The 12,663-nt window shown below is 36.6% G+C and carries 12 protein-coding genes; 11 read left to right on the forward strand and 1 reads right to left on the reverse strand.

All coding sequences use genetic code 11. From position 1 onward, the window contains the following. Window position 1 precedes the first annotated feature (1 nt). On the forward strand, window positions 2–1,300 hold the full coding sequence (gene purB / locus ACYSNW_RS04155; RefSeq protein ID WP_461743191.1) for an adenylosuccinate lyase: 1,299 nt from the start codon (window positions 2–4) through the stop codon (window positions 1,298–1,300). A gap of 60 nt (window positions 1,301–1,360) precedes the next feature. On the opposite strand, the gene ACYSNW_RS04160 is transcribed toward purB, so the two are convergent. Continuing rightward, window positions 1,361–1,747, reverse strand: coding sequence for a hypothetical protein (locus ACYSNW_RS04160; RefSeq protein ID WP_461743192.1), 387 nt, complete (start codon window positions 1,745–1,747; stop codon window positions 1,361–1,363). Window positions 1,748–2,045: 298 nt separating this feature from the next. Here ACYSNW_RS04160 and purC point away from each other — a divergent pair, with 298 nt between their 5' ends. From purC to ACYSNW_RS04210, 10 genes are all read left to right on the forward strand, one after another. Continuing rightward, window positions 2,046–2,762: a phosphoribosylaminoimidazolesuccinocarboxamide synthase gene (gene purC / locus ACYSNW_RS04165; RefSeq protein ID WP_461743193.1), complete on the forward strand. Its 717-nt coding sequence runs from the start codon at window positions 2,046–2,048 to the stop codon at window positions 2,760–2,762. A gap of 20 nt (window positions 2,763–2,782) precedes the next feature. After that, window positions 2,783–3,031 carry a phosphoribosylformylglycinamidine synthase subunit PurS gene (gene purS, locus ACYSNW_RS04170; RefSeq protein ID WP_461743194.1) on the forward strand — a complete coding sequence of 83 codons (249 nt, stop codon included), beginning with the start codon at window positions 2,783–2,785 and terminating at the stop codon, window positions 3,029–3,031. A 1-nt stretch (window position 3,032) separates the two neighbouring features. Further along, complete coding sequence (gene purQ / locus ACYSNW_RS04175) at window positions 3,033–3,716, forward strand: phosphoribosylformylglycinamidine synthase subunit PurQ (protein ID WP_461743195.1); 684 nt, start codon at window positions 3,033–3,035, stop codon at window positions 3,714–3,716. Then, a complete protein-coding gene (gene purL, locus ACYSNW_RS04180; RefSeq protein WP_461743196.1) occupies window positions 3,713–5,935 on the forward strand; it encodes a phosphoribosylformylglycinamidine synthase subunit PurL in 2,223 nt (740 codons plus the stop codon). The genes purQ and purL overlap by 4 nt, the downstream gene beginning before the upstream one ends. Next, complete coding sequence (purF, locus tag ACYSNW_RS04185; protein ID WP_461743197.1) at window positions 5,920–7,365, forward strand: amidophosphoribosyltransferase; 1,446 nt, start codon at window positions 5,920–5,922, stop codon at window positions 7,363–7,365. The genes purL and purF overlap by 16 nt, the downstream gene beginning before the upstream one ends. Before the next feature lie 15 nt (window positions 7,366–7,380). Then, entirely contained in the window at window positions 7,381–8,418 is a 1,038-nt protein-coding gene (purM, locus tag ACYSNW_RS04190) for a phosphoribosylformylglycinamidine cyclo-ligase (RefSeq protein ID WP_461743198.1), read from the forward strand. 3 nt (window positions 8,419–8,421) lie between these two features. Next, window positions 8,422–8,982 carry a phosphoribosylglycinamide formyltransferase gene (purN, locus tag ACYSNW_RS04195; protein ID WP_461743199.1) on the forward strand — a complete coding sequence of 187 codons (561 nt, stop codon included), beginning with the start codon at window positions 8,422–8,424 and terminating at the stop codon, window positions 8,980–8,982. Window positions 8,983–9,017: 35 nt separating this feature from the next. Next, a complete protein-coding gene (purH, locus tag ACYSNW_RS04200) occupies window positions 9,018–10,559 on the forward strand; it encodes a bifunctional phosphoribosylaminoimidazolecarboxamide formyltransferase/IMP cyclohydrolase (RefSeq protein ID WP_461743200.1) in 1,542 nt (513 codons plus the stop codon). Between the two features lie 12 nt (window positions 10,560–10,571). Beyond that, window positions 10,572–11,837, forward strand: coding sequence for a phosphoribosylamine--glycine ligase (purD, locus tag ACYSNW_RS04205; RefSeq protein ID WP_461743201.1), 1,266 nt, complete (start codon window positions 10,572–10,574; stop codon window positions 11,835–11,837). Between the two features lie 524 nt (window positions 11,838–12,361). Further along, window positions 12,362–12,649, forward strand: coding sequence for an ArsR/SmtB family transcription factor (locus tag ACYSNW_RS04210; RefSeq protein ID WP_461743202.1), 288 nt, complete (start codon window positions 12,362–12,364; stop codon window positions 12,647–12,649). The last annotated feature ends 14 nt before the right edge of the window (window positions 12,650–12,663 follow it).

Genomic DNA, 12,663 nt, shown 5'->3' on the forward strand with positions numbered 1-12,663 from the left:
AATGATTGATCGCTATACTAGACCAGAGATGGGTAAAATTTGGACAGATGAAAATCGTTATAATGCTTGGCTGGAAGTGGAAATTTTGGCTGATGAAGCATGGGTGGAACTGGGAGAAATCCCAAAAGAAGATGTAGCGAAAATTAGAAAAAATGCTTCATTTGATGTGGCTCGCATCCTTGAAATCGAAGAGCAAACACGTCATGATGTAGTTGCATTCACTCGTGCGGTTTCTGAATCTCTTGGCGAAGAAAGTAAATGGGTTCATTATGGTCTGACCAGTACCGACGTGGTTGATACTGCCTATGGTTATCTTTTGAAACAAGCGAATGATTTGTTACGAGAAGATTTAACGAATTTTTTAAGTGTTATTGGCGAAAAAGCTAAAGAATACAAGCATACGGTAATGATGGGACGTACGCATGGTGTTCATGCAGAACCAACAACTTTTGGATTGAAATTAGCTCTTTGGTATTCAGAAATGAAACGCAATATTGAACGTTTTGATCATGCGGCTAAAGGGGTTGAAGCTGGAAAAATCAGTGGAGCCGTGGGTACTTTTGCTAACATTCCAATTTTTGTAGAAGAATATGTATGTGATCATTTAGGGATTCGAGCGCAAGAAATTTCAACTCAAGTATTGCCACGCGACCTACATGCTGAATACATTGCTTCTATGGCTTTGATTGCAACAAGTATTGAAAAATTTGCAACTGAAATCAGAGGGTTACAAAAATCTGAAACGAGAGAAGTGGAAGAATTTTTTGCTAAAGGGCAAAAAGGGTCTTCTGCTATGCCGCATAAGAGAAATCCAATTGGTTCTGAAAACATGTCTGGTTTGGCCCGAGTGATTCGTGGTCACATGGTAACGGCCTATGAAAATGTTTCTCTATGGCATGAAAGAGACATTTCTCATTCTTCAGCAGAACGAATTATTATTCCAGATACAACGATTCTATTGGATTATATGCTGAATCGTTTTTCAACGATTGTTAAGAATTTAACTGTATTCCCAGATAATATGAAAAGAAATATGGATGCAACATTTGGCTTGATTTATAGTCAACGAGTTTTATTGAAATTGATTGATCATGGGATGACAAGAGAAGAAGCATATGATTTAGTCCAACCTAAAACGGCTTATGCTTGGGATCATCAAACACAATTTAGACCGTTATTAGAAGCAGATGAGGCAATCACGTCTGTTTTATCTAATGAGGAATTGAATGATGCATTTGATTATAATTATCATTTGAAAAATGTAGACCTTATTTTTGCACGAGTAGGATTAGATGCCTAAACTAAATAAAAATCAGAATTAAATCAGCTTTTGGTTGATTTAATTCTGATTTTTATTTGTTTACACAGTAATTTCTTGATAAACCATCGTTGTGGAATAAACAGGTTCTTTTAAATGATGTAATAAACTATTAATCAATTCGAAATTGTATTTTTGTTGGTTCAAATAAACTTCGATTTTGTAACAATTTTTGAAAAAGTGTTGCTCATGTAGTTGATGGATTTTTAATTCTTCATTTGTTTTTGTTTTGTAAGTAATTGTTCGCTTTCTTCTTTCAGAGTTTCTATGAACAGCACGCTTCAAGTTTCTGAATGTATAATAACTGCTATTTTGGTTAATTCTATGTACTTCTTCCAAAGCTAAAAGTTGGTTATACAAAGTTGTTTTATCGTTTATAGTTAATCCTGATAAAAAATGTTCAGCTATACTATCATAATCGTTCGTCATGTAACTGTTCCCTCCTAAAAATGCAACCCGCTCTTAAAACATATTCTTATTTTACCACATTTTGATTTAATTTGAGCATACCACCATTATTTTATTTTGTAAATGCTTTCAATTTTATTTATTCTTAATATTTATATCCCTGACTATTTGAAACACGAACAATAATCGCGTAATTATGTTTATTGTTAATTTAATCGTTGACGTAATAATGTGAGCTTGTTACACTGTAAGTGAAAGATACATAATAGTCAGAGATGCTTTTAACGACACAAAAAACGGAAAGAGGCGTTGGCGGTTTATGGAAAAAAAAGATCTTATTTATGAAGGAAAAGCAAAGAAATTGTTTAAAACTGAGGATTCATCAGTTGTTTGGGTAGAATATTTAGACCAAGCTACAGCGTTGAATGGTGTTAGAAAAGATGTTGTTGTTGGAAAATCAATTATGAATAATCAAATTACTTCGTTGATTTTTAATGAGTTGAAGCGAAATGGGGTTGAAAATCATTTTATACGATTACTATCTAAAAACGAACAATTGATTGAAAAGTTAACTATTTTACCTTTAGAGGTTGTTATTCGAAATTACGCCGCAGGTAGTTTTTCAAAGCGTTTGGCTGTTGACGAAGGGGTGAAATTAACTTTTCCGATTCTAGAATTTTATTTTAAGGAAGATTCGTTGGACGATCCTTTTATCAATGAAGATCATATTCGCTTTTTGAAAATCGCCACTGATTCAGAAATCCACGAAATTAAAGAAGCCGCTCATCAAATCAATCGGCAATTGATTAAGTTGTTTAAAGAAATCGGTATCCGTTTGATTGATTTTAAGATTGAGTTTGGAAAACGTGAAGATGGAACGATTTTATTAGCAGATGAAATTACGCCAGATACTTGTCGCTTATGGGATGAAGAAACGAATGAACATTTAGATAAAGATGTTTATAGAAGAAATTTAGGTGAAATTATTCCAGTTTATCAAGAAGTTTTGACTCGTTTAGAAAATAAGTTTAAATAAAAAGGGAGCGTTAATTGATTATGTATACTGTAAAAGTTTATGTTACTTATAAAGATTCTGTATTAGATCCTCAAGGAGAAGCGGTTAAAGGAGCTGTTCATCGGATGGGTTTTAATGAAATCGAAGAAATTCGAATTGGAAAATACTTTGAAATTAAGGCTAAAAAAGCGGATAAACCAATTGAAGTAACGATTGAAGAAATTTGTGATAAGTTGTTAGCGAATGTCAATATGGAAACGTATCGTTATGAAATTTTGGAGGAAGCTTAAAATGAAATTTGCGGTAATTGTTTTTCCTGGGTCTAATTGTGATATGGATATGCTTTGGGCTGTGAAAGATATTTTAGGAGCAGAGGCTGAGTATGTTCGCCATGATGCAACGAGTTTAGTAGGGTTTGATGGTGTATTATTACCTGGTGGTTTTTCATATGGAGATTATTTGCGTTGCGGAGCGATTGCGCGTTTTTCAACAATTATTGATGAAATTATTCGGTTTGCTGAAGAAGGCAAGCCTGTTTTTGGTACTTGCAATGGATTTCAAGTCTTAACAGAAGCTGGTTTATTACCTGGAGCATTGATTCGCAACGAGTCTTTACATTTTGTTTGTAAAACAGCGCCACTAAAAGTTGTGAACAATCAAACAATGTTTACTTCAGATTATGAAAAAGATGAAGTGATTCAAATTCCAATTGCGCATGGAGAAGGCAATTATTACTGTGATCAAGAAACGTTAAACAAACTCAAAGAAAACAATCAAATTGTCTTTACTTATGAGAATGATAATCCGAACGGTAGCGTGGAAGATATTGCAGGAATTATAAATGAAAAGGGAAATGTTCTTGGTATGATGCCTCATCCTGAACGAGCGGTTGAAGCGTTGTTGGGTTCTGCCGATGGTCTTAGATTCTTTCAATCAATCGTTAAAAATTATGAAAAGGGACGGGTAAACGCATGATGACAGCTTATGAACCAACACCAAAAGAAATCAAGGAGCAACAAATTTACGCTCAATGGGGATTGACTGATGAAGAATATCGCCTGATTGAAGAAGAAATCTTAGGTCGTATGCCTAACTATACCGAAACTGGTTTGTTTTCAGTTATGTGGAGTGAACATTGTTCCTATAAAAATTCAAAACCTGTTTTGAAAAAATTTCCAATTGATGGTCCGCAAGTTTTACAAGGTCCAGGTGAAGGGGCTGGGATTGTAGATATCGGTGACGGACAAGCGGTTGTTTTTAAGGCTGAAAGTCACAATCATCCCTCTGCGGTTGAACCTTATGAAGGGGCAGCGACAGGCGTTGGTGGAATTATTAGAGATATTTTTAGTATGGGAGCTAGACCAATCGCAATTTTAGATTCCTTGCGTTTTGGTGAACTAGATAATGACCGCACGAAATACTTGTTAGAAGAAGTTGTTGCTGGAATAAGCGGGTATGGTAATTGTATCGGGATCCCTACAGTTGGCGGAGAAGTTGCTTTTGATGCTTGTTATGAAGGGAACCCATTAGTAAATGCGATGTGCGTTGGGTTAATTGATCATAAGGATATTCAAAAAGGTCAGGCTAAGGGAGTCGGAAATGCAATCATGTATGTCGGCGCGAAAACAGGACGTGACGGCATTCATGGAGCGACATTTGCTTCAGAAGAATTTGTTGAAGGAGAAGAACAGCAACGTTCAGCGGTTCAGGTTGGAGATCCTTTTATGGAAAAACTGCTACTAGAAGCTTGTTTAGAATTAATCTTAGAGCATGCTGATATTTTAGTTGGAATCCAAGATATGGGAGCAGCTGGGCTAGTTTCTTCTAGTGCTGAAATGGCTTCGAAAGCTGGTTCTGGTTTGATTTTAGATTTAGACGATGTGCCGCAACGAGAAACAAATATGACGCCTTATGAAATGATGCTTTCAGAATCGCAAGAACGGATGCTGATTTGTGTCGAAAAAGGGCACGAAGCAACCGTTGTCGAATTGTTTAAAAAATATGATCTTGAAGCAGTAACGATTGGGAAAGTAACTGATGATGGACTGTATCGCTTGAATCATCATGGAAAAGAAGTTGCTAATTTGCCGGTTGATGCTTTGGCTGAAGATGCGCCTGTCTATCAAAAAGAAAAATGTGAACCAAAAAGAATAAAAGAATTTGCTGATTTACCAGACTTTGAACCGGAAATTACCGATGGGAAAAAAGTATTGCTTGATTTACTGCAACAATCAACGATTGCTTCGAAAAAAATGATTTATCAAACCTATGATTCTCAGGTGAGGACGAATACAATTGTATTACCTGGAAGTGATGCGGCTGTTTTAAGAGTAAGGGGCACGAATAAAGCCTTAGCAATGACTACCGACTGTAATGCGCGTTACTTATATTTAAATCCAGAAATTGGTGGACAAATCGCTGTTTCTGAAGCGGCTAGAAACATTGTTGCTAGTGGAGGAACTCCTTTGGCAATCACAGATTGTTTGAACTATGGTTCGCCGGATAAGCCAGAAGGTTTTTGGGAATTATGGACTTCTGCTGATGGGATTGCAGCAGCTTGTCGTGCTTTAGATACACCTGTTATTTCAGGGAACGTTTCTTTATATAATGAAACAAATGGACAAGCGATTTATCCAACCCCGATGATTGGGATGGTTGGTTTGATTGAAGATTTAGCTCATATTACGACACAAGACTTTAAAAAAGCTGGCGATTTAATTTATGTTGTCGGCGAAACAAAGGCTGATTTTAATGGAAGTGAACTGCAAAAAATGCAAACAGGAAAAATTGCAGGAAAATTAATGAATTTCTCATTAGAAACAGAAAAAGAAAATCAACAATTAGTTTTAGCAGCAATCAAAAAAGGGTATTTAGCTAGCGCTCATGATTGTGCGGAGGGTGGCCTAGGAGTTGCTTTAGCAGAATCAGCTTTCAAAAATGAATTAGGAATCGAAGTGACAATAGATTTACCGACAGCTTTATTGTTTTCAGAAACTCAATCTCGTTTCGTTCTATCAGTGAAAAAAAAATATCAAGCTGATTTTGAAACATTAATGCAAGAAAAAAGTCGAAAAATTGGTCAAGTGACCCAAACAGGTGAGCTGGCTATTCAAACGCAAGATGAACAGCTTCAAGTTGAAACGACAGTAGCGAAAAGTTTATGGGAGGATGCGATTCCGTGTCTTATGAAGTAAGAAGTTTAAATGAAGAATGTGGTGTTTTTGGTATTTGGGGACATCCTGATGCGGCTCGCGTAACTTATTTTGGCTTGCATAGCTTGCAGCATAGAGGACAAGAAGGCGCTGGGATTGTTTCAAATCAAGATGGCGTTTTAAATGGCTATCGTGGCTTAGGTCTGCTGTCAGAAGTGTTTCAAGATGATCGCTGTTTGGAAGCATTAAAAGGACAGTCGGCGATTGGTCATGTTCGTTATGCGACTGCTGGTAATGGTAGTGTAGATAATATCCAACCTTTTCTATTCAAATTTTATGATGGCTCGTTTGGTTTAGCTCATAATGGGAACCTGACAAATGCCAAAACTTTAAGGAAAGAATTGGAGGAGAATGGAGCAATTTTCCATTCCAATTCAGATACTGAAATTTTGATGCATTTGATTCGTCAAAGTAAGCAAGAAACGTTTGTTGAAAAACTAAAAGAATCGCTAAGAACAGTCAAAGGTGGGTTTGCCTACTTGATGTTGACTGAAACCGAGATGGTGGCTGCATTGGATCCGAATGCATTTCGTCCCCTTTCAATTGGTCAAACTAAAAATGGTGCTTTTGTTATAGCCAGTGAAACCTGTGCCTTAGAAGTGATTGGTGCCACTTTTATCCGTGATGTAGGACCTGGAGAAGTAATCATTATTAATGATGAAGGATACCGAGTAGAGAAATATACCGAAGACACTCAATATGCGATTTGTTCAATGGAATATATTTATTTTGCACGACCAGATTCTAATATTGCAGGAGTCAATGTCCATACGGCTCGAAAAAATATGGGACGAAGGCTGGCTCAAGAAGCACCTGTAGAAGCAGATATGGTTGTTGGTGTACCGAATTCTTCGCTTTCTGCTGCGAGTGGTTATGCGGAGGAAAGTGGTATTCCTTATGAAATGGGCTTAGTCAAAAATCAATATATTGCACGAACGTTTATCCAACCAACTCAGGAACTAAGAGAACAAGGTGTTCGTATGAAGTTATCTGCTGTTCGCGGCGTGGTAGAAGGTAAACGAGTTATTATGGTTGATGATTCGATTGTTCGTGGCACAACAAGTCGTCGGATTGTTGAATTATTAAAAGATGCAGGCGCAAGTGAAGTACATGTTCGAATTGCTTCTCCGCCATTACGATTTCCTTGTTTTTATGGAATTGATATTCAAACAAGAAAAGAATTGATTGCCGCAAATCATTCAGTTGCAGAAATTGGTCAATTAATCACAGCAGATTCATTAAATTTCTTGAGTGAACAAGGATTGATTGATGCAATCGGCTTAAAATACGACGCACCTTATACAGGGTTGTGTATGGCTTATTTTAATGGCGATTATCCAACGCCGCTGTATGACTATGAAGCAAAATATTTAGCTTCTTTAAAAGAAAATCACTCAAATAAAAAAGTTTGACCAGGAGGAATCGTGATGGGAAATGCGTATGCTAAAGCTGGCGTAGATGTCGAAGCTGGATATGAAGTAGTTGAGCGAATTAAAAAACATGTAAAAAAAACGGAACGCATCGGTGCGATGGGAGCACTTGGTGGATTTGGAGGTTGTTTCGATTTAAGTTTACTTGATGTTAAAGAACCTGTATTGGTTTCTGGAACAGATGGCGTGGGAACAAAATTATTAGTAGCGATTCAAGAAGAAAAACATGATACAATTGGCATAGATTGTGTAGCAATGTGTGTGAACGACATTATTGCTCAAGGAGCAGAGCCGCTTTATTTTTTGGATTATATTGCTACAGGTAAAAATGTTCCTGCACGTTTAGAAAAAGTTGTCGCTGGCGTTGCTCAAGGATGTACAGAAGCAGGCGCTGCTTTGATTGGCGGAGAGACCGCTGAGATGCCGGGAATGTATAGTGAAGAGGAATATGACTTGGCTGGTTTTGCAGTAGGAGTTGCAGAAAAAAGTCATTTAATCACTGGTGAGAAAATTCAAGCAGGAGACGTCTTGATTGGATTACCATCTAGCGGCATTCATTCTAATGGCTATTCATTGGTTCGGAAAATCTTTTTTGAAATGAATCAGTTTTCAGGTTCAGATAAATTAGCTGAATTAGATGGGGAAACGTTAGGTGAAGAATTATTGAAACCGACGAAAATTTATATCAAACAACTTTTGCCACTAGTGAAAGAATCTTTAGTAAATGGTGTGGCTCATATTACTGGCGGAGGCTTTGTAGAAAATATTCCACGGATGTTACCAGCTGGATTAACTGCTGAAATTTCACTAGGAACTTGGCCTAATTTGCCGATTTTTGATTGTTTACAAAAATATGGTGCCATTCCAGAAGTAGAAATGTTTGAAATATTCAACATGGGTATTGGAATGGTTTTAGCTGTTGCGCCAGAAAAAGTAGCTACTGTGCAGGAAATGTTAAATAAACAAGGTGAATCATACATTATTGGTAAGGTTACAATCGAACAAGATCAGTCAATTGTGTTTAAAGAGGTGTAGAAAATGAGAATAGCAGTGCTTGCTTCAGGCAATGGTAGTAATTTTGATGCGATTGCTAAAGGGATACAAAGTGGTGAAATAAAAGCAGAACTAGCGCTGCTTTTTTGTGATCGAAAAGATGCTTATGTCATTGAGCGTGCAAAAAAATTAAATATTCCTATGGTAACTTTTTCCCCTAAATGTTTTGGCTCGAAAGCTAATTATGAAGCCGAATTATTACATTTATTAGAAGAAGAACGCATTGATTGGGTGATACTGGCAGGCTATATGCGAATTATTGGGCCGACCTTGTTGGAAGTCTATGAAAAGCGAATTATCAATATTCACCCGTCTTTATTGCCACAATTTCCAGGACTTCATGGAATTAAAGATGCTTTTGAAGCGAATGTTTCCAAAACGGGTGTAACCATTCATTATGTGGATAACGGAGTCGATACGGGTCCTATTATTGCACAAGAACAAATACCGATTGAACCAACGGATACACTTGAATCGTTAGAAGTAAAAATTCATAAAGTTGAGCATGAATTGTATCCTAAAACGCTTGCCCGCATTTTGAATTAAGATAGATGAAAAATTGATTACAAGGAGAAACGTATATGGCGAAAAAAAGAGCATTGATTAGTGTTTCAGATAAAACAGGAATTATTCCTTTTGCTAAACGATTAGTAGAGCAGGGAATTGAAATTATTTCAACTGGGGGAACGAAAATTGTTTTAGATGAAGCTGGTATTCCAACGCTTTCTATTGATGAAGTGACCAAGTTTCCTGAGATGATGGATGGACGGGTCAAAACTTTACATCCTAAAATTCATGGAGGATTACTAGGTAGACGTGATATACCTAGTCATATGACAGCGATGAATGATTATGAAATTGCCGCAATTGATTTTGTTTGTGTGAATTTATATCCATTTAAAGAGACTATTTCTAAACCCGATGTGACGGAAGCCGAAGCGATTGAAAATATTGATATCGGTGGACCAAGTATGTTGCGAAGTGGAGCGAAGAACCATCAATTTGTGACAGTAGTGGTAGATCCTAAAGATTACGAAATAGTTTTAGCAGAAATAGAAGCGAATGGGGAAACAACATTTGCAACTAGACAGCGTTTAGCAGCGAAAGTTTTTCGTCATACGGCAGCTTATGATGCGTTGATTGCTAATTATATGACTGAGCTAGTTGGGGAAGAAACACCTGAAAGTTTGACAGAATCTTATGAATTAAAACAAACATTGCGCTATGGAGAAAACAATCATCAAAAAGCGTTGTTTTATCAAGATAGTTTAGCCACTGACTTTTCTATTGCAAGTGCGAAGCAGCTTCATGGGAAAGAACTTTCGTATAACAATATTAGGGATGCAGATGCTGCGATTCGAATTTCTAGAGAATATGATCAACCGACAGCTGTTGTTGTAAAACATATGAATCCTTGTGGAATTGGTATTGGAGAAACTATTTTTGAAGCGTATCAGTATGCTTATGAAGCGGATCCAGTTTCTATTTTTGGTGGTATTGTAGTTTTAAATCGAGAAGTAGATCAACTGACAGCTGAAGCGATGCATCAATTGTTTTTAGAAATAATTATTGCGCCGAGTTTTACAGAGGAAGCTTTTGAGATTTTAGCAAGTAAAAAAAATCTCCGGTTGATGACATTAGATTTTTCTAATAAAAATCAAGCAACTAAAGATGAAGCGGTCACTGTTTTAGGTGGTTTATTAGTTCAAGAACAGGATTTGTCGAATGATCAATCAGATGATTGGAAAATTGTCACCAAACGACAACCAACTGAAGCCGAAATGGACGCTCTTGATTTTGCCTTTAAAGCAGTCAAACATGTTAAAAGTAATGCTATCGTTGTAGCGAATAATCATCAAACAATCGGAATTGGCGCAGGTCAGATGAATCGTGTTGGATCTGTTAAGATTGCGTTGGAACAAGCTGGAGACCGTGTGGAAGGGGCTGTTTTAGCTAGTGATGCTTTTTTCCCGATGGGTGATAGTGTAGAAGTTGCAGCAAAACATGGGATTAAAGCAATTGTTCAACCAGGCGGCAGTATTAAGGATCAAGAATCTATTGATATGGCTGATAAATATGGCATTGCAATGGTATTTGCGAATGTGAGACATTTTAAACATTAAAAGGAGAAGAACATGCAATTAAAACTATTAGTTATCGGTAGTGGTGGAAGAGAACATGCGCTTGGCAAAAAATTGATTCAAAGTCAAAATGTTTCTGAAGTTTTTTGTGCAAAAGGAAATCCAGGTATGAAACAAGATGGCATTCAAATAGTGGACATTGGAGAAGATGACCATGATGCGTTAATTAAATTTGCCAAAGAAAACCAAATCGACTGGACAATTATCGGTCCAGAAGTAGCTTTAATGAATGGCATTGTCGATGATTTTTCTGCGGCAGGACTGCTAGTTTTTGGTCCTGATTTGGCGGCTGCTCGGATTGAGGGATCAAAAGATTTTGCTAAAGAAATCATGAAAAAGTACCAAATTCCGACTGCTAATCATCAAACTTTTACGGATTTAAAAGAAGCGCAAGTATACATTGAGAAACAAGGCGTACCAATTGTTATCAAAGCAGATGGTTTAGCGGCTGGTAAAGGTGTTATTGTGGCAGAAACACAAGAACAAGCGACGGTTACCTTACAAGATATGTTAGCAGAAAATAAATTTGGTGATAGTGGTGCAAAAGTTGTGATTGAAGATTTTCTTGCTGGGCAAGAATTCTCACTATTGTCATTTGTGCGCGGAGCAGAAGTCTATCCGATGATTATCGCTCAAGACCATAAAAGAGCTTATGAAAATGATTTAGGCCCAAATACTGGCGGAATGGGAGCGTATAGTCCAGTTCCTCAAATTCCTGACGATATGATTGCAGAAGTCATCGACACGATTGTTAAACCGACAGCAAGGGCTTTGGTGGAAGAAGGATGTTCTTTTACTGGTATTTTATATGCGGGATTAATTGCAACAGATGAAGGGGCAAAAGTAATTGAATTTAATGCTCGTTTTGGTGATCCAGAAGCACAAGTTGTGCTACCTCATTTAGAAAGTGATTTTGCAATAGTGATTGATGATCTATTAAAAGGAAAAAGGCCACAAATTCATTGGCGCAAAAATAGCTTTAGTTTAGGGGTTGTAGTTGCTGCTGAAGGATATCCAGGGACGTATGAAAAAGAGATTCCGTTGCCTGAAATTACCACTTCGGAAGAGTTTTCAGTTTATTATGCAGGGGTTAAAGAAGTGGCTGGAAAATTAGTTTCAAATGGTGGTCGTGTTTTTCTGGTTGAAGCATCTGGCGAAACGCTTAGTGAAGCTCAAGCGAAAGTCTATAATGTTTTGGATAAACTTGATATGCCTAACTTGTTTTATCGTAAAGATATTGGCGCAAAAGCTTTAAATTAATGAATTGAATTTAGAGCAAAAGTAGTAAATTCTTTAAAGTTGGTTGGATACAATAAGTCATCGAATCGCTTGGTGCTGTTTAATTTATCGTAATAAGAAGAAATTTTCTGTGCCGAGATTTTGCTTGTTTTATTTGTCTATTCACTTTTAGGAGATAAAACACTAGTAATTTTTTTAGACCCATTCACATTAGAAAATGAAACGCTCTAGTTCCTAAGAAAATAAGTTGAAAATCACAAAAAGAGAGCGAAGTGTTTTTGTGATTTTAAGCTTATTTTTTTATGAAAAATTTTAGTTGACGTAAGCGGAAAGACAAGAGGAGTACAAACTAAATAGAGACGTGTATTTTTTATCGTAAACAATCAGCTAGTTATACAACTGGCAATCCCAACTAAGAAAGTGACTCGCTCACTTTCTTATAAAAACAAGTTGTAGAAACCACTCATTGAACATTGGAATGAAAAATTTGGCAATTTTTTGTAATTCTTTGATATAATAAGCAAGAGTAAGAGAGGAGATTTTTGATGAAAGAAATAGATGAAATACTAAAAGTTAGTCAACTTTATAAAGTATTGAGTGATCCGACCCGATTGCGTATTTTGATTTTGTTGAAAACAAATGAATTAAATGTTAGTTCAATCAGTGAACAACTTGACATGGAACAATCAGCTGTTTCTCATCAATTGAAATTATTACGAGAAAACCATGTAGTCAAATCTCGTCGTGAAGGAAAAACTATTTTTTATAGTTTAGATGATCATCATGTGATTGATTTATTGAATCAAACATTTGAACATATAAAACATCAATGAAACTCCTTTTCTTT

It is taken from the genome of Enterococcus sp. LJL99 (genome assembly GCF_054871725.1).

Coding starts and splice junctions, on each gene's coding strand:
- purB (WP_461743191.1), top strand. CDS start 2: ATGATTGATCGCTATACTAGACCAGAGATGGGTAAAATTTGGACAGAT.
- ACYSNW_RS04160 (WP_461743192.1), bottom strand. CDS start 1,747: ATGACGAACGATTATGATAGTATAGCTGAACATTTTTTATCAGGATTA.
- purC (WP_461743193.1), top strand. CDS start 2,046: ATGGAAAAAAAAGATCTTATTTATGAAGGAAAAGCAAAGAAATTGTTT.
- purS (WP_461743194.1), top strand. CDS start 2,783: ATGTATACTGTAAAAGTTTATGTTACTTATAAAGATTCTGTATTAGAT.
- purQ (WP_461743195.1), top strand. CDS start 3,033: ATGAAATTTGCGGTAATTGTTTTTCCTGGGTCTAATTGTGATATGGAT.
- purL (WP_461743196.1), top strand. CDS start 3,713: ATGATGACAGCTTATGAACCAACACCAAAAGAAATCAAGGAGCAACAA.
- purM (WP_461743198.1), top strand. CDS start 7,381: ATGGGAAATGCGTATGCTAAAGCTGGCGTAGATGTCGAAGCTGGATAT.
- purN (WP_461743199.1), top strand. CDS start 8,422: ATGAGAATAGCAGTGCTTGCTTCAGGCAATGGTAGTAATTTTGATGCG.
- purH (WP_461743200.1), top strand. CDS start 9,018: ATGGCGAAAAAAAGAGCATTGATTAGTGTTTCAGATAAAACAGGAATT.
- purD (WP_461743201.1), top strand. CDS start 10,572: ATGCAATTAAAACTATTAGTTATCGGTAGTGGTGGAAGAGAACATGCG.
- ACYSNW_RS04210 (WP_461743202.1), top strand. CDS start 12,362: ATGAAAGAAATAGATGAAATACTAAAAGTTAGTCAACTTTATAAAGTA.